We start from the raw sequence: 22,941 nt of genomic DNA, 5'->3' as shown, positions 1-22,941 counted from the left end.
AAGAAAGATGAAGTTTTAAAGTGTCCCTATTGTGAAACAGAGCTTTTATTGAAGCAAAATCATGTCTATTACGTAGACCAGACTATTAATCATTACCATGGAACGCCCCCTAAAGTACCACCGAAGCAGACTGCCTCCGTAAAGGTAATGCTGATACTGATGTTAGTCCTAACTGGCGCGATCGGTACATATTTTTATTATAGCAACAGCTCCACCTATCCAAAAACAGAAGCCAATCTGCCTGTACGAAAGATGCCTGAAAGCGAGGTTCTGCTCTCATTTTTGCGAGATATCTTTGATAAAGGGTCCGCCTTGCCAACAGAGGAGGAATTGGCTCGTATTCGCTATTTAACCGTAGAGCATTCGGAGAATGATCAGTGGAAGTTTACATATAGCCTCTCCGATCCCTTCAGCGATGAACAGGCCGAGAAGATCACTTATATTACTCAGGACAAGAAACTGAATAGCCAGCGGATTGATCAGCGAGATTTTGAAGCTTTTAAGGGACTGACGGCATTGGACCTGACGAATACCTATGAAATATCCCAGACGGACCAAACCACTTTGGCCCATATGCCCGGATTAAAAAGTTATGGTGGCGCTTTTAACGAATCCTTTAGTACATTTTCGGGCTACTTTGGCGACAAGTCTAAAATTACGGAGCTTTCCACTCAGCTTCGCAGCAATCAGGAGTTGGCCCTACTACTGGAATTCCCCAATCTGAACTCTTTATCCATTACCTATGTGGATGAGTCCGTAACAGATCTTCACTTGTTAAACCAATTGCCAATCAAGTCCCTGTCGCTCACCTTTGTCAATGAACTCGGATGGTTGTCGTCCATGACCGGGCTATCATCCTTGTCTATACAGTACAGTGAAACCACAGTCCTGCAGCCGCTGTATGCCTTGACCCAGCTTCAGGAGCTTCAGTTGTCCTATTTAACGAACGTAAAGTCCATCGACTTTGTGCAAAATATGCCTGCTCTACAAACGCTAGATATTGAAAATGTAAACATCTCGAGCCTGGAGCGCTTGACCGGCAAAAACTCTATTACTACACTACGCCTGGCTTCTCTAAGTCAACTTGGTTCGGTAAAAGCCATCAATAGCCTGTCCTCTTTGCGGGAATTAACGTTGTCCGGCTACTACGAGAATGCAGAAGCGCTGACACTGCCTAAAGTAGAGCGAGTGGAAATTCCAAGCTCCTTTCTCCCCGGGCTAAAGGCCCCGGCTACAACCAGTCTGACGCTCCGTGGCGGAAGTGGGGAATTGAACTTGGCTGCGCTGGGGAAATTCCCGAAACTGGAGCAACTCTCGCTCTGGGAGATCGATGAAATAACCCGTCTTGCCGCCCTGGACGCCTTGTCCCGCCTAGAGACCTTAAACATTTACGACTCGTCACTGTTCAAAGAAAGCGATGCCTTATTTCGTTTGAAGCAGGTGAAATCTTTGGTGTGCTCCGAGTGTAGGCTGAATTTTGAACAAAAAGCGGCCGCGGAGAACAGCGTACTTGAACATTTGACCTTAGAGCAGCCATATTTCAGCATAAACAACACCTCAGTTACTGAAGTTGACCAGATGATGCCTTACTTTGCCAAAATGTCCGCTCTACGTTCCTTCACTCTACAAGACAGCAATTTGGCTTCTCTCGAATTTATGAGTAACTGGCAGGCCATAGAAGAGCTTCATCTCGAGAACAATGCCATTTCCAATATAGAGACCCTAAGCCAGCTGCCTAATCTGCAAAAGGTATATCTATCCGGCAATGCCGTACAAAACAAATCCGTGCTTGGTACGGGTGTGCACGTATATTAATTACCGGCTGGGATGATGGGGGAGTTTTAGAATACCATAGTTAATGGATGGTATTAAAACAAAGACAAGATGGGGTTCGAGAATTATGTATAAATTCTCAAACCCCTTCTGTTTATGTTTAGCTTCTAACCAACATCGCTATACTCTCCACATGGGATGCATGCTGACGGTGCAATAAACTAATACGATGTGGCTGAATCCACCTATTCAAGCAATCTTATATCAGCCGCTTTCACTCAGTCTTCCGATTGTTGAATACTTTACCCTATCCTTAGATGTCGCACCAGAAAAGGCTCTTACAAAATGATTAGGGAAGCGACCCTAGAATCAGGAATTCTGTTACAGTAAGTCCCTCATTTTCTTTCTCCTCGTCCCTTTACTTTTAATTCGAATCAGAACGCGGATTGACCGTGCCAAAAATATGATACGGTGTTATCCCCTTTGCAAATAGACTATCGATCAGCTTGACCAATTCTTCTGACGATAGATCTTTGTCGTTGCGTATCCAAAGACGAAACATAGATATTAATGTTGAAATGTAAAACTCAATGATATATGGTGCCAAGACATCATCTGTTGGTAAATCCACAATCAATCGCTCAAAGGGAATTTCTCTTTTCAAGCGTTCCACAAAATGAACAGAACCATAGTCGCCCAAGAGCGCTTTCAGAACTGAAATGTCCTCTGCATTTTCCAAGCATTGAAGTGCATCCTGGAACGTATGTGTAGAAAACTCTCTGCCTGCCATTTCCTCGTTAATGGATTTCAAAACACGCTCTTCAATGCAGTCCAACAACTCATAGATATCTGTAAAGTATTGATAAAATGTACTTCGATTATATCCTGATTGGTTAGCAATCTCTTGAATGGATATTTTTTCGATGGGTTTTTGGCTATATAAATCGCAGAATACATTTATGAATGTCTGCCTTGTTTTGTCCGTAATTTCGGGTTGCTTTTTCATTATTTGCCTCCGTTTGCTGTTCGATCAATTATCCGACAGATATTAAAAATCTGATGGTTGATGAGCGTATAGTGAATCAATACAATAACATTATACAACACGTTGTTGGATCATCAACAAGGATGAATATGGATTATTAGGAGGCTAAGATGAGAATTTTATTTTTCGGTAGAGGTGTAATATCGACCCAATACGCATGGGCTTTCGAAAAGGCAGGGCATACCGTTGAGTTTTACGTTAGAAAAGGGAGAAAAGAAACCTTCGGAAGTCATATAACGCTTGAAATGTGGGATGCGCGAAGAGGGAAACAGTTAATCCAGGAAAGCTGGAAAGTCAAGTTGCATGAGGAGGTAAGCCCAAATTACGATCTCATTATTGCGAGTGTCAACACGAAACAACTTCCCGAAGCAGCACAATTACTATCGACTACCGCTGGTAACACCCCGATCCTAATATTCAATAATATTTGGCAAAATTTAAAATCATCGATCTTGCCCTTGTCTATGAACAATGTTGTCTTTGGGTTCCCAGGAGCAGGAGGCGGCATTGAGGACAATAAGCTTAGGGGCGGCTTTTTAAAAATGATATTTCTGGAAAAACCACGGGTAGGCACGGAACAGATAAACAACAAGGTCAAAGAACTATTTGAAAGCGCCCATTTTAAAATCAATTGGATACAGGATATGCAAAGCTGGCTATGGAATCACTTTGCCATGAATGCGGCGATGGAGACCGAGGTGTTAAAACGGGGAAGTTTTCCAGCACTTATGAATCATCGTGAATCATTCGCAAATGTTGGTAAGAATATGCGTGAAATGGCACCTGTACTTAAAGCAAGAGGCGCAAAGATGGACGCTATTACTCTACTGTTGACCAAAATTCCATCAGCACTTCTCGGCACGCTGTTTAACAAGGTTATTTTTGCAAAGGGCAGCTTGCCGCGACTTTTCATTGAATACAACAATAGTAAAGCCGGCTTTGCAGTACAAGAAGTTGTGAGAGAAGCAAAAAAGTTAGGTATGCCTTCACCACGGCTTACTGCGGAATTTGCAAACACTGAGCAACAACACAAAGCTATTGAGAAATGATAAACTGAAAACTGGATATTGTTCAGACCAACATCAACTCTACTAATGGTTATAACAACTATAGCCCGAGCTTTAGAAGCTTCGGGCAAAGTAGCTATTTATTAAAAAGGTAAATGTAGCTTCAAAACACTACACTCTAACCAACATCGCTACACTCTCCACATGCACTGTATGCGGGAACATGTCCACCGGCGTTACCTCAACCGTGCGATATCCGCCATCCTCCAGCACACGCAGATCACGTGCCAGCGTACTCGGATTACAGCTCACATACACCACTCGCTCCGGCTTCATCTCCAGAATCGTTTCCAGCAAACGTGGATCACAGCCCTTCCGCGGTGGATCGACAACGATCACGTCGGCTTCGATACCTTGTTCTTTCCAGCGTGGAATAACGTCCTCGGACGCACCAACTTCGAACTTCACGTTACGCATCTCGTTCAACATCGCGTTACTACGCGCGTCCTCGATCGCTTCAGGCACAATCTCAACCCCGTACACCTGATCCGCATGTTGCGCGAGGAAAAGAGAGATCGTACCGATGCCGCAATAGGCATCAATGACTGTCTCTTTGCCACTCAGTCCTGCGTACTCTACCGTTTTCCCATACAGGACTTCCGTCTGTACCGGATTCACCTGATAGAATGAACGCGCTGAGATTGCAAACTGCACATCACCAATATAATCATAGATTACATCACGGCCCCACAGGACGCGGGTCTCATCGCCAAAGATGACGTTGGTCTGCTTCTTATTCACGTTCTGGCAGATACTCGCGACATGCGGAATCGCTTCACGGATACTTCCAATCCATTCGTCTTTGTACGGGATGTCTCGGCCATTGGTGACCAGGACAAGCATCATCTCCCCTGTACGGAACGCCTTCTTGACGACGACGTGGCGCAACAGACCGCGACCTGTCTCTTCGTTATATGTGCTGATTCCAAAATGATTGCCGATCTCCTTAACCTTCGCAACCACTTCGTCATTATGCTCATGCTGAATGAGACAAGTCTCCATATCAATGATCCGGTGGCTTCCTTTAGCGTAAAAACCACCTACTAAACCGCCTTCGGTCACGCCAATTGGCACCTGTGCCTTGTTCCGATAGCGCCATGGCTCGTCCATGCCCATCGTAGGCAGTACGCGTATGGCATGTTCCGTATCTTCTGCATCCTCCACCATCACGTTCAATTTGCCAATCCGTTGCAAATTATCGACCACCAACTGGCGTTTCCACGCAAGCTGTCCGGCATAGCTCATATGCTGGATCTGGCAGCCGCCGCACTGATCGTAGATTGGGCAAGGTGCGGACACACGATCCTGGCTTGCTTTCACGATCTCCAGTAACTTGGCGTAGCCATACTGCTTCTTGGTTTTCATTACGCGCACGCGCACGGTTTCACCTGGAAGCGCACCCTGCACGAAGAGCGTGTATCCATTCGCACGACCTACACCCTCACCGTCATGGTTCATGCCAATGATGTCGATGACGGTCTCTTCATTTTTGCTAACGGGCAGTCCTTCAATTGGTGCAGATTCACGCGCTCTCCCCTTTGCACGAACGGCAGAAAGAGATGCGCCTTGTGGCCGCACCTCTTTTCCTTGCTGACGTGTAGATGGACGAGATGATTGACTTGGCTGACGGGACGCTGAAGCGTTCCCTTGCCCCTGAGAGGCAGCCGAATTCCGGCGGTTTTTTCCACGACCGCTGCGGTTCGTATTAGACAACGTACATTCACTTCTTTCTTTTTAGTATTTAACGATACAGCATCAAATGATGACGCAAATTTGTAAACGTAGCTGGCAGCGTGCCACCCAGTTCTCCATCGAGGTTCAGCTGCACATAGCCCGGCGACGTAACTTCCATATGACTCGTCTGGAAATGAACCACTTTCTTGTCGTTCAGATGCTCCCCACGCAGCGCGAGCGTTACGAGGCGGATCATATCGGCCAGATTACATTTGCGAACACCGATCACATCGAACAGACCATCATCAATGGTTGCACCCGGAGCCAACTTCTCGAAGCCCCCGACCGAATTGGTATTGGCGATGAGGAATAACATGAATTCATCATGAATCTCTTCCTGACCGTCGGCGCGAATAATCAGCTCCTGAGGAGACAGGCTCGCCATTTTCTCAATACCCTTCATATAATAGGCCAGTTGCCCAATCATCGTTTTCAGACGACTCGGTACTTCATAGGTCAGTTCAGTCAATGATCCACCACCGGCGATGTTGATAAAATATTTATCATTCGCTTTGCCCAGATCGAGCGGACGAAGCTGCTGGTTAATGACCAGATCCACGTAATCTTCCCACTGTCTTGGAATGCCGAGTGCACGTGCAAAATCATTCGTCGTTCCCAGAGGAAACACACCCAACGGAGGACGATTCTCCCGCTCGGCCATACCGTTAATGACTTCATACAACGTGCCATCACCGCCAGCAGCAATAATCATGTCATACCCGCGCTCAATCGCGAGTTCCGCTTCCCGGGTTGCGTCACCTTCACCCGTTGTTGCGTGACATGAAGCTTCAATACCACCTTGATCCAAACGCTGCAAAATATCAGCCAGACGTTTCTTCATTTCTTCCCGGCCTGAGGTCGGATTATATATTAAGCGAGCTTTTTTCATCTCATACGCCACCTATTCCACATTATCCATGAGTCTGAACGACCTCATAATCTTACGTTGCACGAGTCCACAGAAGGGTATATTTTTTACATATAAATGATCTTCCGTTCATTCTGCTCGAATCTTTCGTCTTACCTATATCTATGCATTAGGAATTCCGTCTCATTCCAAAGCCTTTATCTCCTATCATATCATCAAATGTAAAGATGTCCTAGCCTGTAATATATAAGTATATTTTTTCATATCCGTATCCACTAAACGATTCATTACCCAATAACTTCTCGCAACGACCTTGAATCTGTCCCACTGGAATTTTTGTAAAATCATCTCATTAGTCATCCATTCTGCCCGCTTGAACAAGAATTAGTCTTCGACACTTGATATCTAGTAAGACATATATTTGATACTAATTTACAAATCTTAATATCAAAGGATAAATAAAATACATCTTTTTCCTATATAGTCTTAGTGCACGTTAACCATTTACCACACCATACCTGTGAAGGAGAACTGAAAATGAAAAAATTCGTGTTAACGCTCATGGTTTCGCTTATGGCCTGTATTCCTTGGGTCACCGTTATTGAAGCGGCAGAAATTAATCATGATCAGGTTGTCGGATTCCAAGAAGTTACGCCTCTCACCGTAACACAACAAGCAGCCAAGCGTTTTCAGCCTTTTCTAAAAGTCTATCATGGATGCGTGCCTTTCCCCGCAGTGGATCAACAGGGTAATACCAGTGCTGGCCTGAATACTTCCGGGTCATCCAATGGAAACTGTAGCTCAAGTACAGGACAGATTTATTCCCGTTCCACATGGCACAATGGGGTATGGGCCATCATGTATTCGTGGTATTTCCCCAAAGACTCTCCTTCCACTGGACTCGGCCATCGTCATGATTGGGAAGGAATCGTCGTGTGGGTCGATAATCCGGCAGCGGCCAATCCTCAAATCCTTTCCATCGCGTATTCCGGTCACGGCCAGTTCACAAAGGTCACACCGAGCAATACCAATACTCAAGGCAACAATCCGGTGATTTCCTATAATAGTACATGGCCGCTAAACCATGAGCTTGGCGTTACTAATGCTGTTGGCGGAACTCAGCCTTTAATCGGATGGGATGACCTGACTCCAGCAGCCCGTAATGCGCTCAACACCACGGACTTTGGCAGTGCCAACGTGCCTATGAACGATAACAATTTCACGAACAATTTGAATAAAGCCTGGTTTAGATAAAAAGAAAATCCCCTTCGAGTGAACAATTCACTTGAGGGGGATTTCATTATAATGCGATCGTATTCCGATCGCCATATAGGTCCAGCTAAAAGCTTACCGCCAGAAAGCTCCTCGGAACATGACTCGTCCTTATCCTTACTCGAAGAATAAGTTATTCTGTCATCGTATCGCTCTTCAGGCAACCTCAAAATCCGATTTTTCTGCCTGCCCGCAGCTGTTTATACCAGAAATAGACGGTGCAGCCTACACAATAACCCAGCAGTGCCGCGCTTGCAGCCGCGAGAAGCATGACGGAGAATACATAACCTGCGCCTACCCAACCAAGCGAGAACGAGATGAGTGCCAAAGACAGGAAGAGCACGGCCAGAATATTGTTGAATCGCTGTAGCTCCACCGCCTGCGCCTCTGTACCTTTACCAGTCAGCACGACTTTGCCAATCTGTACGAACAGATTAAATTTGCCACCGGAAGCCAGCCCCACCACCTGAATGATCCACAGCAAGCCCAGAACTACAATTGGATTGAACACAAACGAGAGCAAAACAAACAATACAATACCAACCTGATTTGCTTTCACATAGCGCATAGGTACTTCCCGCATCTGTATATCTCCTTATCCCCATTTTATTAGTTGGTTTTATTGTAGTCGGTATTGGGTTAATGAGCAACACTTCATTTAAGGGGAGTAAAATCTCTTTTCAGCACATCCCAATGGGGAGTCGGGGTGCCTGTTGTCTTTTTCCAATCGGTAAATGCATTATTTAACGCCTCAATCTCTCCAAAAGAACCCGCGACCAGCTTATGAACCGGAAGCATGCTATAGATCTTCAACAGAAGGTACAACATCCGTTGATGCTTGCGGATCATTTTAGCCTGAATCTCCGGTATAATCGTTATGCCCATAGCCTCAAGTACGCTAAAGCCTTCATCCATCGCCCCAATCATATGTTGGATTTGCTTTCTATTCCCGTCCAACTTGATCAACTCACGCTCCTCATTAAAACTCACCGCATTAAGCATCAGAATGGGGATGATATGGCTTTTCAGCCAGGCATCAATATCGCTCAGAACATTTAACTTGTATTTCACATGTTGGAAAGCTTGGTCCAGCAAAGGTTTAAAGCCTATCTCTCCGTCCAGACTGCCGATTACCATTTGTCCGCTGCCTCCACCGACCGATAACATGCGGTCCTTTTCCCGCTTCCCTGCACTCACATGAAATCCAAACGCGACCTGTTTTGCTACCCTGCTGTTTTCCTCCAAAAAGTTTTGCATGCTTCGTGCATCTGCGTTGTTTCCCACAATCACAATATTGCTGCTCTGATTGTCTGCCAGAATAGGTAACACTGAAGGAAAATCGTTATACTTCATGACAACAAAAATCAGATCATATTGGTCATCCACTTCCAACGTTCTGGCTACCCGAACCTGATCAACTGTCGTTTTGAACTGAAAAAAATGCCGGATGACGAGTCCATCCTTCTCCAGCTCCTCTGCCCGCTTCCCTCTGGCCAGAATGGTGACTTCATTGCCGCCGCGCACCAGAACATGCGTCAGTTGACTGCCCAAAACCCCCGCACCATACACTAATATCTTCATTGGTTATCCCTCAATTTCATAGTTTATAAATAATCGTTGTTTTATCAACATTTGTTGATAAAATAAGAGTAACAAAGCACCTACTGTGCTTCAATCGTTAAAATATCCGTTTTTGTTGAATAATCAACGAATGATTCCTTATTGTTGAAAACCATCATAGGAGGGGCCATGGACAGACGAGTACTCAAGACACGAAAGGCAATAATTGAAGCTTTTGTGGGGTTACTGGAGGAACAGGATTTTGAGCAAATTACGATAAACGATATTGCTGATCGGGCTAATGTAAACCGAGGAACCATCTATTTGCATTACGCTGACAAGTTCGACCTGTTGGATCAATGCATTGAGACCTATTTGCAGCGGTTGTTGGATGCCTGTATGATCGAAAGCCCTACTACAACACCCGTTACGGCCAAGGATGCGTTGCTCCGAACCTTCAGTTATCTGGAACAGCATGCCTCTACCTATACCACACTTCTAACTAAAAAAGGTATTCCAGCGTTCCGTAGTAAGTTGATGACATTGTTGGTCCAGGGAGTGGAGGAACAGATGGATGCCTGTGGCATCCAGGAAGGTATGAAAAAAGAGATCACCATACAGTTTCTTGCTTCCGCTGCTGTGGGCCTCCTGGAGTGGTGGATTATGAATTCCATGCCTTATCCGGCCGAGGAGATCGTTGACCAATTAATAAATTTACTGGAGCTACATCTGCAATTGCACGCACCCATTAATGGATAACCCAATCTCTTTCAAGTGATCTACAACAAACAAAAACCACGTCCTTCGACGTGGTTTGATTGTTTATGAAGCTATGGAGTTCAAATCAATTGATACTGCATTACTACGAGCGATGCGATCACACACCTATGCCAAAGCGATCACTTCAAGAAGAAGCTTTAACTTCATTACATCTCTCCAGCAAAATCTGGATCTGGCGCTCCAGCCACTGCCCAAGCAATGGATGTGGCAACAGTGTCTCACCGCTGTACACATAGTTCAGTTCTTGCAACCGACCCGGGATAACGTTCCTCGTGAAATAACCGGCACTCAAAAACAGCGGCGCCACAATGACTCGGTTCCCCCGCTCTTCGCTCCAATACTTCACTTTGTCGTACACACTCTCCGGATTCAGCAATGCATAATCCGTATGGGCTACATCACTAACTTCCTGCACACGCTCTGCAAGGGAAGAAATTCCGGCTTCCCAACGCTCGCGAAAACCATCATGAATACTCCCATGGCCAACCAGCAGAATCGTTTCTTCCTCCGGTTGCTGCGACAGTACTCGGACTTTGTCCCACACCATCACGGCAATATCCGGATCGTTATCCACCGGATAACCGAAGTGAACCCGAGCCTTCACATCGAACGGTTCCAGATCCGTTTCGCGATCAGGTGTTTCCTTTGCACCAATGGCATATTCAATTTCATCCACATGTGTACTGCCGGACGAAACAAATAGAGGTACGACCAGAATATCGGTTACGCCTTGTGCTTCCAGTCGGTCGATACCGTCCTGGATCAGGCGTCCTTCCACAAGTTCAAGAAAACCGGCTTCAACCGGTAATGGAACAGGCAGATTCAACCGGGAGATCGCGTCATCGACGGATTCCACCCAGGTCTGCTCCTGTGAACCGTGACTGATGATGAGTACACCCGGCTTCTTCATGTTAGCGTCCCAGGCGTTCCAGCGTCATTTTATAACCATCATTACCGTAATTCAGGCAGCGTTTCACACGTGAAATTGTAGCTGTACTCGCACCTGTCTCTGCTTCAATCTGGTTATACGTATTGCCTTTACCCAACATACGAGCCACTTCCAGCCGCTGGGACATGGATTGGATCTCGTTAACTGTGCAGAGGTCATCAAAGAAAACATAACACTCTTCAATATCTTTTAGCGTCAAAATAGCCTCGAATAGTTGTTCAATGCTTTTATCATTTAGCTTTTTCAGCTGCATTTCATCATCATCCCCTAGCGGTTACTGTGTACCTACATTGTACTCACCCTGAGTTGGTATTTCAAGCGTTACCGATTTCACGCACTACAGAATAAAAATACATGTTACCGCTTACAAAAGGTACTATTGTCCTCCCCTCGTGTACATCGGGCGAAATTTCCGCGCTTTTTCCCAGTTTTCACCTGTATATATCCGATTACTTATGTAGGATTTCAATCCTCCTAAATGTTACAATTTTGTGTCTAAACTTCATTTTACTCTTCGTGAACCTGCCATCTTACATGCGCCCAAATCCGCAAATATCCCGTTTTCCGGGATACCCGCCTACGCCGTCTCTCCGCGAATGACATACAGTATAACAAAAGGGAGTTCCACAAGGGTCTATGATGTACATCTGTCATGCAACTCATGGAACGCAATTCCGAAATCCAATAGAAGGAACGTGATTGTTCATGCCACAGCATTATTATCACCGCCAGCCAGCACCAGGGCAGCGTCCGTCTTCTCATGCTCATCGGCAGGCGCATACTTCTGCCTATATGCCGCCCGGTGTGGTTCCACGGTCTTTAAATGAAACTCAGATTCAACCGATGTATCCTGGCGTAGAACCACACTACCCGGGCTTTGGTGAAGTCGAAGCTTCTGCAGTCGTACCCTATGGGCAGGGTGTGGCTGGCGGAAACTTTTATGGAGGTGCAGCTCAGGTTCTTCCCCCAGCTCCGGTACCGGCGCCTGCTACTGGCAGTTCCGGCTTTTCATTAGCCAACATCGGTGAGTTAAAAGGAATGATCGACCGCTTCGGCGGTATTGATGGAATCATGAGTGGAATAGGCAAAATGCAAAAGGTCGTCGGTGGGATCCAGCAGATGGCTCCGATGATGAAACTCGTTATGGGCATTCTGCCTTTTGGAAAAGGAAAAACGGATAGCAGCGCGGCCGATGCAGACTATGAAGAATATAAGCCGTCCCGCAAACGCAAAAACAAACGTCGGAACAAAACAACGAATGCTACACGTCGCCGCAATCCAACTCCAGTCCGTCGCAAATCCAATTCCACAAAGCGCCGTCCCAAAAGTCGCAAAGGTTAAAAAAAATTCAGGCACCCCCTTACAGAAGGCGGGTGCCTTAACACCGTTCATCCGTATACAAATAAATTTCAGGAACTTACGTTCTTATTTCTGTAATTTGAGGTATACTGGATAGTAACTAAAGGAGGCGGACCATGGAACTTATCAAAGACAAATACACTCCCGCATTAATCGATCGGACCGGCGAACAGATGCGTCAATTCTACCCTAAGCTGGATACACAGCAATTTCATGAATTGGTTTTCGCCGAAGGCTGGGAACAGTTGGAATTCAAAGCGCGCATTCGCAGAATCACACTGGCTTTGACCCAGGTACTGCCGGACAATTATGAGGAAGCATTACATATTATCGAACAAGCCGCCCCTACGATGAGAGGCGTTGAATATCTGTTTGTACCGGATTTTATCGAAGTGAACGGACTTGACCCAGAGGATTACGAGTTATCCATGAAGTATCTGACCCTCTTCACACCTTATTCCAGCTCGGAGTTCGCGGTACGCCCGTTTATTGAACTTTATCCAATCCAAACGATGAAACATATGATGGCGTGGGCAGAGAGCAACAACGAGCATATCCGCAGACTTGCCAGTGAGGGCAGCCGGCCACGTTTGCCATGGGGTGCGAAACTCCAGAACTTTATCACTGATCCAACACCTGTACTTCCGATTCTGCATGCATTGAAACAGGACGAGTCCCTCTATGTTCGCAAAAGTGTCGCCAATCATCTAAATGACATCTCCAAGGACCACCCTGAACTGGTTATGGATCTGGCCACGACCTGGTACGGACAACATGTACACACAGACTGGATTGTCCGGCATGCCAGCAGGTCATTGCTGAAGAAAGGACATAGTAAAGCACTAAGTCTTTTTGGTTATAACGAGCAGGATTCGATTCACATTGAGCAGCTTCAGCTTGTCCAGGATACGATTAGCATTGGCGAGGATCTTCACTTTTCGTTTGATGTCGTTAATGAGAGCGGCGAGTCACAGATGCTGCGAATTGAATATGAGATGGGTTATATGAAGGCAAACGGCAAGCAGGCTCCCAAACGATTCAAATGCTCCGATAAAATGTACCCGACAGGCAGAACCAAGGTAGCCACTAAACAATCGTTCAAAATCATTATAACAAGAAAATATTATGCTGGACTACATACACTAACGATTGTTGTGAATGGTAAAGAGGCAGCAACGACTTCTTTTGTTCTTGAAGTGGAGTAACAGGAAGACATCATAAGTTATACACAGTTCGTTTCAGCAAAAACTTATTCACATGTGGATACTTTTTTTTCAAAACTTCTAATAGAAGAATCAGAAAGGCCACCTGGCAAGCATCATCTCCCGACAGTTATTTCTGCCCGAGATCATGGCCCAGTGGCCTTCTTCATATGTAGTTCAACTGCAAATCCCCTTACCCACCCTCACCGCTATCCAAAGACCTGCATATGGTCGTAACAATTAGAAAGATACACGATACATCCATGCTGCGCATTCTTGTAACAATATTGGGCTAAATGATGATGTGGGTTAGACATGGCCCAGCGTCTACCAGGTTTCCAACTTCCCGTTGGTGGGTTATGCTCGCTTCATTTGGATAGGGTTACCGACGCAGTTTTATTCCTCGATTAAGTCTATGGTCCAGTTCTTCTCCTGAATTTTAAAATCCAGTTCCCGGTAGGATTTCGAAAGACTATCCACTTTATGTTGAATATCTGCTATGTTCACGGTTCGCTCATACTTCACTTCAGAACGACTGTACCGATCCTGGCGAATGGACGCATTCTGCAAAACTTCGTTAAACGATGCTCTTTCTTGCATGATTCCATCCCGCTCTGCAAGGGCATCTGCAAGCGTAACTCCAGCTGTGAAGTCAGTCTGTGCATTGGTCTTATTAATTTTCTTAACCAATACCGTCAGGTTCCTGATCGTATTCTCCAGGTCGATCATAAGCAACTGCGGGTCCTCTGCTGGCTGTTCACCTTCCTGAACTTTAACTACGCGTTCCAGACGTTGCTTGAGTTGAGCTATCTTCTTCTGCTCATCTGCTCGCAGTACAAGAGCCTCTGCCAATCTCATCGTATCCCATCCTTCCACAATGATATGTATGGATAATTCATTCAGAATCTATTCACATATCGTTATATTTTACCTGTGGATACACGTTATTACAAGTTCATGTTACTAACATCTGATTACACTTGTTCCTACTTAAACCAGCCCCGTTTTACAAACCAGGCCACCATGCTCCCGCCAAGCACAAACATTAACAGCAGCACCGCACCATACCCAAACTTCCATTGAAGCTCAGGCATATAGGCAAAGTTCATGCCATAAATACCCGCGATCAGTGTGAGTGGCATAAATACGGTCGTAATCACCGTGAGTGTCTTCATGATCTGATTCATCCGGTTGGAGTTCAGGGAAATATAACTGTCGCGCAGGTCAGCGGTCATCTCCCGATCAGCTTCAATCATATCCGTCAGCTTCAATAAATGGTCATAGATATCGGTAAAATAAGCCGTATGTTCACCTGTTCGCTGTACATGCTGGGAATTGACCACCCGATAGAGCAGATCCCGCATCGGTACTACCGTTCGTCTCAGCTTCAGCAATCGAGTCCGCAGATCAAACACCTGGTTCATCAAGTCTTCAACTGACTCCTGTCCACCCCGGTTCTCCAGTTCAGCCAGTTCATCCTCAATCGCAAATAAAGACGGAAAATAATGATCGACCAGCTTGTCCATCACCGTATAGGCTGCTGCCACCGGACCTCGCGCCCAGATGGTTCGTTCATGTGCATGGTGCAACAAGCGCTCCCACGCTTCATCCACTTCCTCCAATACGCCATGATGAAAAGACACTAGGAAGTTTGATCCGAGAAACAAGTCAACCTCCTCGGCTTCCAGTGTGGACGGGTTCAATGCATGGAGCACAAGAAACTGCAGATTATCATAATAATCAAGCTTAGGCCGCTGCAATACATGCAGACAGTCCTCAATAGCTAAAGGGTGAAAATGAAAATATGTATCCAGCAAACGGCTTTCCTCTTCCGTTGGCTGGTTAAAATCGGCCCATACCCAGGCGTAATCGTTCAGATCCAGCTGTGTAAGTGGTACGTTAACGGAGACTTGATGTTCTCGTGTAATGGCGAGTGTACGAATCATAAATTAGACCACGTCCTTGTCCTGTATCTTTACGTCATTGTACAACTTTAACCATAGGTACGTCTCCCACGTGTCCAAAATATCCACAGACGCATTCAAACTCGACAACAAAAAAAGCCAACCCTGTTGGCTTCTCTCATTTCCCTATCCACAGTTCCCTGTATCCACAGGAATATCTTCTTTTGGTTTATCATTCCACGGATGGCTATCCACATATCCAGCCTGTCCACACGTTCATGCACAGGCGTCTCTTGATTTTGGTTGTATATTTATCCACATATCCCGATATTCACACAGTTATGAACAGATTGTCTGGTAACTCCGAATTTGTTCGGGATAACTTCTCTTTTTAGAAAATAATCCAGTACAATAATCCTGCCAGTGCCCCAGTAATCGGAATCGTAATGAACCACGTAATAATAATACGTCCAGCAAGTCCCCATTTCACCGCAGAGAAACGTTTCGCGGAGCCCACACCCAGAATAGCTGATGTGATCGCGTGCGTTGTACTAACTGGAAGGTGAAGCAACGTTGCTGTGAAAATAACGGATGCAGCTGACAGATCCGCGGCAAAACCGTTGATCGGTTCAATTTTAAAGATTTTGGTACCCATCGTTTTGATGATTTTCCAACCACCAATGGATGTACCCAGAGCCATCGCAGTTGCTGCTGAGATTTTAACCCACAGCGGAACATCCAGATTATCCTGCACACCTGCTGCAACCAGAGCAAACGTAATAATCCCCATCGCTTTCTGTGCATCATTCGTACCATGCGTGAATGCTTGCAGTGCTGCCGTGAAAATCTGTACCGTACGGAAACCTTTGTTCACGTTATGCGGACTGCGTTTGGCGAAAATATATTTGAGAATCGTCATGACCACATAACCTATCGCAAATGCGATCAGAGGTGATAATAACAAACCACCGACGATATCAATGAATCCGCTCCATTTCACTTTATCAGATCCTGCGCCAACGAGTACGGCACCTGCAAGGGCTCCAATAAGTGCATGTGAGGATGAGGACGGAATACCGAACCACCATGTAACCAGGTTCCAGATAATCGCTGATATCAAGGTGACTATGACGACCTCTATCCCGTTATCCAGCGTGGTGGGGTCGGTCACACTCCCCCCAATCGTCTTCGCAACACCTGTGAACATCATCGCACCGACAAAGTTCATCACCGCTGCCATAAGAATAGCTCGACGTGGCGTCAGCGCTCGGGTTGAGACCGAAGTCGCAATGGCATTGGCCGTGTCGTGAAAACCGTTGATGAAGTCAAACGCCAGTGCAAGGAAGACGACTATACCTAATACCCAAATCGTTGTTTCCATTATTCTCTGGCTCCTTAAGAATTACGCATAATGATGGATTCAAGCACATTCGCTACGTCTTCACAAGCATCCGTTGTTGTCTCAAGACGCTCGTAAATTTCCTTACGCTTGATCAGTTCAATCGGATCAGACACGGTAGCGAAGAGATGTTTGATACACATGCGAAGCACTTCGTCGCCCTGGTTTTCCAGATCATTCAAACGAATGGTGTACTCACGAATAGCCAGCAATTTTTTCTGGGACAGCAGATGGATCGCCTTCTGAATTTCGTAAGCCGATTGGCGCAAAATTTCAGAGAACTGAACGATAAATTCATCCGGTTCAGTCAATTGGTACATATAGAAACGGGAAGCCGTTGCTTCGAGTCCGTCCAATACGTCATCAAGTGTTGTTGTCAGCTCCATGATGTCATCGCGTTCGATCGGCGTGATAAATGTTTTGTTGAGTTCTGTAATAATCGTATGCACGAAATCATCACATTTCGACTCGTACTTCTTCATTTCATTAGCGAAAAGAGTCACATCCTGAAGGTTGGAAACATGCTGGGAGAAATAATCCGCCGCTTGAACAACCGTATCTGCCATGTTCTCCAGTGTCTCAAAAAATATATCCTTCTTCTTCTTAAGCTTCATAGCTCTATCCCCTTTACGAGAAAAATTGCTGATAACCGATGAAACATGAAATGACAACCTTTGATATCTTATCATATTTGTTTCATGGTTTGTACAAAAGGTGTGATCCTTTTTTATATTCTTATCACATTAATCTGAAATGAATCTTAATTATTTGGAATAATGGTAAATTCAAGTCAAGATTTTACACTGCGTTTACAATTCGACATCAAAATACAGAATCGACACGATTCTACTTTTCACGATAAGGTAAGTTATAATGCCTTTTTGACAACAAAATGGATACATGTTTCATTGTTTTCTTTCATTACATCCTTTTATTGGTGCACAGCCAGCTTCACGTGACTGGAAAATTCCGGTTGATTGGGAACAATGCTGATAAAGGTTTTACCCGGCACAAGAGCAACTTCATTACCACCCTGAGCAAATCGTATAATATCCCCCTGCTTCTTCACCCACTGCCCACGAATCATCTTGCCCTTCTGAAACAACATGGCTTCCCCGCCCTGTTCCAAATTAACGGACAACCGACCTACACTATCGAGCACCTTGTGATCTGCACCTGCCACAATGATGTTCGCTGCGCCAAGTTGAGTGCCATTATCCAGATCCTGATCTGCCTTGCCATTCACCATTCTCATATATCGTCCGCTAACTTCATCATAATCATACGTCACCCGGTAACTATCCAATAAATAATGGATATCGAATTGCTTCACTGCCTCTCCTGCGGATGTCGCGCCTTCTTCGTTATAGATGTATACGGGAGACTTGAAGTCATGGCTATAACCCTTGATATCTGATCCTTCTCTCAGCTTGTCCGCTGAAGTATATAGATTATGCGGAGCTTTACGATCAGAGGAACGCCAGAAATATGGTCCACCATTCGAAATTTCATCCATATGCTGTTTCTGCTGCCTTTGCAAAATGGAATACGCCTCCGGACTGCCTCCGGCGTGAACAAGTACCCCATCATAACTCTCGCCCAGCTCAATCAGATATGGACGTATACTGCGGACAGGTCCAACCGTCTCCGCACCGCCTTCACTCTGGAAGATGGCTATGAAACGGGTAATGCCTCCCTCAGCGAGGACTTCAAGAATGATATCGGCTGAACTAAGACCCGATTGGGGCCGAGCTGCTGGTGCATTATTAATCATTACGGCGAGTGGTCGACGCGTAATCGCTTCATCTACAGGCAGACCCGTCAGAGGTGCTGTATAGAGAGACGTGTTGGATTCCTCCACGTTCTGTTCTTCTTGAACAGGTGCGGGTGTCGGTTCTGGCTGAAGTGGCATATGGGTCGCCTCCTGGTTTTGGCAGGCAACAAGACTCAATGAGAGAATAAAGAGAGATGCAGCCGATGCTGCTTTGTTCCATTTAAAAAGCTTCAATATAGGACCTCCTGAACGATATGGCCTGGTTCTAAGTTGTGATATATGTCTCATGTGGGCAACCATTTCACGTATTTCTTTCCATTTAATCACACCCCATCCGATTTGTCTGCGCCTAGAAGGCCTTGATACAGCGTGTAATTCACATTTGAAACAGTGTATTGCGAGAAAAATATGTCCTAAATGTGAACTTCTCAAACCTTACTTAAAATTTGAACTAGATTGTGATTTTAATCACAAACAAAACGACTTTTGAACTATACAATAAAGACATCAAAGGTGATCACTTAGAAAAAGAAAAAAACAACACACACTAAATTCCATGAAGGAGTGGTTCATATGTTCAGCTTCAACCAATGGCTTAGAGAAAACAAAGTGGCAATGTGGATTTTGACAGTACTTCGGGTGTATATCGGTTATGATTGGATGACTCACGGATGGAGCAAATTGACCGGCGGATTCGAAGCTGGCGGGTTCTTGGCCGGTGCGGTAGAAAAAGCAACAGGTGATCACCCGGCTGTCCAAGCTTGGTGGGCAACGTTCCTTGAGAAATTCGCAGTACCAAACGCAGGACTGTTCGACTTCGTTATCCCACTGGGTGAATTCCTTGTAGGTTTGGGTCTCATCCTCGGTTGCTTCACTACACTAGCAGCACTGATGGCTATGGTCATGAACTTCGCGTTCCTCTTCTCGGGAACAGTAAGCACGAATGCTCAACTGGTTGTAATGGAAATCTTCCTTGTCGTTGCTGGTGCAAATGCAGGTAAAATTGGTCTGGATCACTGGGTACTGCCTTACCTTCGCGGATTGTTCACTCGTAACAACAAAGGAAATCTTCCTAAAGACACACCAACGATTAGCCCTACTCAAAAAACAGCTTAAGCAATCATTCATAGAATTCTCGGCCCTGCTCCCAATCCCCCTGGAGAGCAGGGCTTTTTACTTTTCAAAATCAGCCCGAATGCCTGACTGACTTGCCCATCCACAGAAAATCGTATTATGATGAAATAAAGTTGAACTTCAAAGGAGTACAGGATATGCCGACCCAGCGACGTCTCGAGACCGATGCGGACTTCCAGGAAGCCATGAATATGAAGTATAAGGTTCGAGTTTTTAAAGATAATCACCAGATTGACTCCGGTGGCATCATTATCCGTTTTGACAGCAACACCGTAGTGGTACAATCCAGTGTCAGTGAGCTCGCTTATCATTCGCGTACAGACTGTGAATTGTTCGAAATCCGCAAATAAAGATCTATTGCATGAATAAGTCCTTGTATTGAAAAAAGGTTACTGTAGCCCATCAAGGGTGTACAGTAACCTTCTTTTTTGTTTATATATTGTAATTGTATGCATTAATACACGTTATTCGTACGAAACTGGCTTCAAGCACCATAATCAGGCTGTTGTCTGTTCCAAGTTACACGCCGTCTCCAAACTGCCAGCAGTTCAAACTGAGCGTTCCATAAGGGTAAGACTGGAATAGACGCTTCGCTGATCGGGACATATCCGCTGTACCCATGGCGTAGAACAAAGGTGCAATGTGTTCTGTACCATACGACGGAACCGCCGTACGTGCATGAGGGGCTTTTTTCTCATATTGAAACAGTTCTCTTGTGTTCCACTGCTGCAAGCGCTCCCCGATCCAGTTATCAAACTCCACCGCCCACTCTTGCGGTTCATCCGTATTGCCCAGCAATCGCAAATTGTGAACCGTTCCACCGCTGCCAATGATTAACACATCATCATGCCGCAGCTGTTCCAGCATTCGGCCAATATCATACTGTTCCTGCGGCGTACGCAGTGAGTCTACAGATACAGCAATCACAGGAATGTTAGCCTCGGGATACATATGGAGCAACGGTACCCATACGCCATGATCCAGCCCTCGGCCTCGAATCGGCTGATGTGCCAGATTGCTGCGGGTGAACAAAGCACATATCTCGTTCGCTAAATCTGGCTGCCCAGATGCAGGGTATTCCATCGTATACATCGTAGAAGGAAATCCGTAAAAATCATGCAAGGTCTGATGTGTATCATCCATCGTCACGGACGGTTCAGGACAATCCCAATGCGCCGTAAATACGACAATGGCTTTCGGAGCCGGCAGCCTGTCTCCAAGCTGGTTCAAGAAGTGAGTGTAGTCATTGCTCTCCACCGCCAGAGCGGGAGAACCATGCGCAATGAAAAGTGCGGGTAATGTCATTGCTGCCAACCTCCAGACACGGATAGAATGCTTACTCCTCTATTTTACCCTTAAGAAGGCGCTTTTCCAAGCTGACATCCCAAACAGTTGTAATCCTGCCACTTATATCATCCAGTGCTGCCAATCCTGCTCGATCTTCTGACGTTCGCCAAGCCACTCTCTGGTACGCGTAATCAGCTGTTCCCGCTCTTTACCTGAAGAGAAGGTGTGATCGCCCTGGAAGATGATCTCCTTGTCACAGCGGCCCTCTTGGCGCATCCAGAATACCTTTTGATACAGGAATGCGTAGTCTACAGGAATAATCTCATCTGACGTGCCATGCACGACGAGTACATCTCCGCTAAACTTAACTGCTTCCTGGAATGGCTGTTGTTCAGCTAGGGACTCGAAGAACGTCGGTGTGAATTTGTATCCCAGATAATCAGCCGCACCCAGTTTCACGCCTTCATCGTATACTTCCCGTCCCGTAATCTTCACGATATCATTGAATGGATAACCCACGGAGGACCACATAACCAGGTTTTTGACACGTTTGTCACGTACAGCAGTTAGTAATGCAACGGCACCACCCAGACTATGACCAATCAGCGTAACACGCGTAGGATCTACATCACTGCAATTCACCGCGTAATCCAGCACCGATCGGGTCTGCAGCACCATGGACTCCAGTCCCTCCGCTCCGTACTCCCCACTGCTCTCTCCGCAACCGATATAATCGAAACGCAGGACCAGATAACCGTCTTCAGCCAGCTCCCGTGCAGTCTTTACAAACAAACGATCCACGCCGATCCGGCTACCAACAAAGCCGTGGCAGATGACCGCCAGAGGGACCCGTTGCTGGCTCTTCTCCTCCTTGATATCTTTCACAACCGGATAATGAATCGTGGCTGTTAATTCTTCCTGCCCATGACGGATACTGATCTGACGTTCCATACCGATTTCCCCTTTCACGCTTAGCCTGTTGAGCTTCATTTATTAAATATATATAATCCGATAAGTTTAGTGTGTATTAAGATGTTATTCATATATTATCATCCCGTAACCTTCAAGTCAACGTACGTAAGAATCCTTTCTACGTCGACTGTTATTCTACATTTTATCGGTTGATGACCGCAAAAAAATGAGCCACGCTGATAACAGCTGGCCCGGATATCATTTGGAATTCTAACAAGTGTTGCAGGATCGTTATTCGTAGCTTCTACGGAACATCTCGTGGGTCTCCACCCGCCCATTCCACTCATGCTCATGACCCGAATCACTATTGTCCCAGAAACTTCTTCCCTTCAAATTGCCATCTGTCAGTTCTTCTGCATACTCCGTATCCTCCAGGTTCTCTTCAAAGGATACAACTTCGTCCACGACTCCACGGGAGTTGCTGTTCAGTAGCAGCTTCCGCGTCAATTCTGTTTGTTTATCCATAACAAGCACACTCCAATCTTGGATTTCTGTTGGAAATGCTACTATTGTGATGGAATCGGCTGCTCTTTATGCATCCTTCACACAATCGTTAGATCTGGGAGGCGTGAGGGTATTTTTTTACATGAACAGGGGAAAATAAACGAACAAACATAGGCAGCATATGCCTCGGAATCCTTCTGCCGAAAGGAATGAATTCATGGAACATCTACTGGAATGGATTCAACATCACGGTAAACTGGTGCTGTTATGCACCTGTGTTATACTGGCCTGTGTATGGATATGGGTCCACCATGAGCAGCTTTTTTATAAGGAATAACTTTGCGAAACGAGAGCCCTTCCCGTATACTAAAATACCGTCAGGGTCTTCAGACCATTGGAAGATCAGAACGTGTGTAGA

The 22,941-nt window shown here is 45.7% G+C and carries 23 protein-coding genes; 8 read left to right on the top strand and 15 right to left on the bottom strand.

Annotated elements, in window-relative coordinates; translation table 11 throughout:
* Positions 1 to 159 precede the first annotated feature (159 nt).
* Positions 160 to 1,815: a leucine-rich repeat domain-containing protein gene (locus tag MHB43_RS04310; RefSeq protein WP_339181923.1), complete on the top strand. Its 1,656-nt coding sequence runs from the start codon at positions 160 to 162 to the stop codon at positions 1,813 to 1,815.
* A 382-nt stretch (positions 1,816 to 2,197) separates the two neighbouring features.
* Here MHB43_RS04310 and MHB43_RS04305 read toward each other — a convergent pair whose 3' ends face one another.
* Complete coding sequence (locus MHB43_RS04305; RefSeq protein WP_237178126.1) at positions 2,198 to 2,779, bottom strand: TetR/AcrR family transcriptional regulator; 582 nt, start codon at positions 2,777 to 2,779, stop codon at positions 2,198 to 2,200.
* 149 nt (positions 2,780 to 2,928) lie between these two features.
* On the opposite strand from MHB43_RS04305, the gene MHB43_RS04300 reads away from it, so the two are divergent.
* On the top strand, positions 2,929 to 3,867 hold the full coding sequence (locus MHB43_RS04300; protein WP_339181918.1) for a 2-dehydropantoate 2-reductase N-terminal domain-containing protein: 939 nt from the start codon (positions 2,929 to 2,931) through the stop codon (positions 3,865 to 3,867).
* Positions 3,868 to 3,996: 129 nt separating this feature from the next.
* Here the strand turns inward: MHB43_RS04300 and rlmD are convergent, their stop codons facing one another.
* Both rlmD and MHB43_RS04290 read right to left on the bottom strand, forming a co-directional pair.
* Entirely contained in the window at positions 3,997 to 5,598 is a 1,602-nt protein-coding gene (gene rlmD, locus MHB43_RS04295; RefSeq protein WP_405131404.1) for a 23S rRNA (uracil(1939)-C(5))-methyltransferase RlmD, read from the bottom strand.
* A 28-nt stretch (positions 5,599 to 5,626) separates the two neighbouring features.
* The gene (locus tag MHB43_RS04290; protein ID WP_017690659.1) at positions 5,627 to 6,508 is read right to left on the bottom strand and encodes a diacylglycerol kinase; all 882 of its coding nucleotides are present in this window, start codon (positions 6,506 to 6,508) and stop codon (positions 5,627 to 5,629) included.
* A 516-nt stretch (positions 6,509 to 7,024) separates the two neighbouring features.
* Here MHB43_RS04290 and MHB43_RS04285 point away from each other — a divergent pair.
* Positions 7,025 to 7,741, top strand: a complete 717-nt coding sequence (locus tag MHB43_RS04285) for an NPP1 family protein (RefSeq protein WP_405131403.1) — start codon at positions 7,025 to 7,027, stop codon at positions 7,739 to 7,741.
* A gap of 184 nt (positions 7,742 to 7,925) precedes the next feature.
* On the opposite strand, the gene MHB43_RS04280 is transcribed toward MHB43_RS04285, so the two are convergent.
* Both MHB43_RS04280 and MHB43_RS04275 read right to left on the bottom strand, forming a co-directional pair.
* Positions 7,926 to 8,342 (bottom strand): DUF4395 domain-containing protein, encoded by a 417-nt coding sequence (locus tag MHB43_RS04280; protein ID WP_036606047.1) that lies wholly within the window; start codon positions 8,340 to 8,342, stop codon positions 7,926 to 7,928.
* Between the two features lie 71 nt (positions 8,343 to 8,413).
* Positions 8,414 to 9,340 (bottom strand): ketopantoate reductase family protein, encoded by a 927-nt coding sequence (locus MHB43_RS04275; RefSeq protein ID WP_405131402.1) that lies wholly within the window; start codon positions 9,338 to 9,340, stop codon positions 8,414 to 8,416.
* A gap of 168 nt (positions 9,341 to 9,508) precedes the next feature.
* Between MHB43_RS04275 and MHB43_RS04270 the strand changes: the two genes are divergently transcribed.
* Positions 9,509 to 10,078: a TetR/AcrR family transcriptional regulator gene (locus MHB43_RS04270; RefSeq protein WP_036606049.1), complete on the top strand. Its 570-nt coding sequence runs from the start codon at positions 9,509 to 9,511 to the stop codon at positions 10,076 to 10,078.
* Between the two features lie 145 nt (positions 10,079 to 10,223).
* Here the strand turns inward: MHB43_RS04270 and MHB43_RS04265 are convergent, their stop codons facing one another.
* Together MHB43_RS04265 and MHB43_RS04260 are read right to left on the bottom strand one after the other, a co-directional pair.
* Positions 10,224 to 11,009: a sirohydrochlorin chelatase gene (locus MHB43_RS04265; protein ID WP_036606050.1), complete on the bottom strand. Its 786-nt coding sequence runs from the start codon at positions 11,007 to 11,009 to the stop codon at positions 10,224 to 10,226.
* Position 11,010: 1 nt separating this feature from the next.
* Positions 11,011 to 11,301 (bottom strand): YerC/YecD family TrpR-related protein, encoded by a 291-nt coding sequence (locus MHB43_RS04260; RefSeq protein ID WP_017690665.1) that lies wholly within the window; start codon positions 11,299 to 11,301, stop codon positions 11,011 to 11,013.
* 452 nt (positions 11,302 to 11,753) lie between these two features.
* Between MHB43_RS04260 and MHB43_RS04255 the strand changes: the two genes are divergently transcribed.
* Both MHB43_RS04255 and MHB43_RS04250 read left to right on the top strand, forming a co-directional pair.
* Positions 11,754 to 12,389 carry a hypothetical protein gene (locus tag MHB43_RS04255; RefSeq protein WP_339181903.1) on the top strand — a complete coding sequence of 212 codons (636 nt, stop codon included), beginning with the start codon at positions 11,754 to 11,756 and terminating at the stop codon, positions 12,387 to 12,389.
* A gap of 134 nt (positions 12,390 to 12,523) precedes the next feature.
* Positions 12,524 to 13,612: a DNA alkylation repair protein gene (locus tag MHB43_RS04250; protein WP_405131401.1), complete on the top strand. Its 1,089-nt coding sequence runs from the start codon at positions 12,524 to 12,526 to the stop codon at positions 13,610 to 13,612.
* Positions 13,613 to 14,005: 393 nt separating this feature from the next.
* Here MHB43_RS04250 and MHB43_RS04245 read toward each other — a convergent pair whose 3' ends face one another.
* The 5 genes from MHB43_RS04245 to MHB43_RS04225 form a co-directional block, all read right to left on the bottom strand.
* A complete protein-coding gene (locus tag MHB43_RS04245) occupies positions 14,006 to 14,467 on the bottom strand; it encodes a DIP1984 family protein (protein WP_339181898.1) in 462 nt (153 codons plus the stop codon).
* Between the two features lie 128 nt (positions 14,468 to 14,595).
* Positions 14,596 to 15,555, bottom strand: coding sequence for a magnesium/cobalt transporter CorA (gene corA, locus MHB43_RS04240; RefSeq protein WP_036668386.1), 960 nt, complete (start codon positions 15,553 to 15,555; stop codon positions 14,596 to 14,598).
* A 349-nt stretch (positions 15,556 to 15,904) separates the two neighbouring features.
* Complete coding sequence (locus tag MHB43_RS04235) at positions 15,905 to 16,894, bottom strand: inorganic phosphate transporter (protein ID WP_036668387.1); 990 nt, start codon at positions 16,892 to 16,894, stop codon at positions 15,905 to 15,907.
* A gap of 14 nt (positions 16,895 to 16,908) precedes the next feature.
* Positions 16,909 to 17,526 carry a DUF47 domain-containing protein gene (locus tag MHB43_RS04230; RefSeq protein ID WP_221818723.1) on the bottom strand — a complete coding sequence of 206 codons (618 nt, stop codon included), beginning with the start codon at positions 17,524 to 17,526 and terminating at the stop codon, positions 16,909 to 16,911.
* Positions 17,527 to 17,843: 317 nt separating this feature from the next.
* On the bottom strand, positions 17,844 to 18,920 hold the full coding sequence (locus MHB43_RS04225) for a DUF3048 domain-containing protein (RefSeq protein ID WP_339181893.1): 1,077 nt from the start codon (positions 18,918 to 18,920) through the stop codon (positions 17,844 to 17,846).
* A 339-nt stretch (positions 18,921 to 19,259) separates the two neighbouring features.
* On the opposite strand from MHB43_RS04225, the gene MHB43_RS04220 reads away from it, so the two are divergent.
* Positions 19,260 to 19,802, top strand: a complete 543-nt coding sequence (locus tag MHB43_RS04220) for a DoxX family protein (protein WP_237178137.1) — start codon at positions 19,260 to 19,262, stop codon at positions 19,800 to 19,802.
* 155 nt (positions 19,803 to 19,957) lie between these two features.
* Positions 19,958 to 20,170 carry a hypothetical protein gene (locus MHB43_RS04215; protein ID WP_017690673.1) on the top strand — a complete coding sequence of 71 codons (213 nt, stop codon included), beginning with the start codon at positions 19,958 to 19,960 and terminating at the stop codon, positions 20,168 to 20,170.
* A 169-nt stretch (positions 20,171 to 20,339) separates the two neighbouring features.
* Here MHB43_RS04215 and MHB43_RS04210 read toward each other — a convergent pair whose 3' ends face one another.
* The 3 genes from MHB43_RS04210 to MHB43_RS04200 form a co-directional block, all read right to left on the bottom strand.
* Positions 20,340 to 21,125, bottom strand: a complete 786-nt coding sequence (locus MHB43_RS04210; protein ID WP_017690674.1) for a class III extradiol ring-cleavage dioxygenase — start codon at positions 21,123 to 21,125, stop codon at positions 20,340 to 20,342.
* A gap of 102 nt (positions 21,126 to 21,227) precedes the next feature.
* Positions 21,228 to 22,058: an alpha/beta hydrolase gene (locus MHB43_RS04205; RefSeq protein ID WP_036606057.1), complete on the bottom strand. Its 831-nt coding sequence runs from the start codon at positions 22,056 to 22,058 to the stop codon at positions 21,228 to 21,230.
* Between the two features lie 252 nt (positions 22,059 to 22,310).
* Positions 22,311 to 22,544 carry a hypothetical protein gene (locus MHB43_RS04200; protein WP_047840502.1) on the bottom strand — a complete coding sequence of 78 codons (234 nt, stop codon included), beginning with the start codon at positions 22,542 to 22,544 and terminating at the stop codon, positions 22,311 to 22,313.
* Positions 22,545 to 22,941: the final 397 nt, after the last annotated feature.

Source organism: Paenibacillus sp. FSL H8-0317, from assembly GCF_045040685.1.
GTDB lineage: Bacteria > Bacillota > Bacilli > Paenibacillales > Paenibacillaceae > Paenibacillus.
The sequence above is the reverse complement of the archived record's forward strand: the minus strand, read 5'-3'. Positions and strand labels throughout refer to the sequence as shown.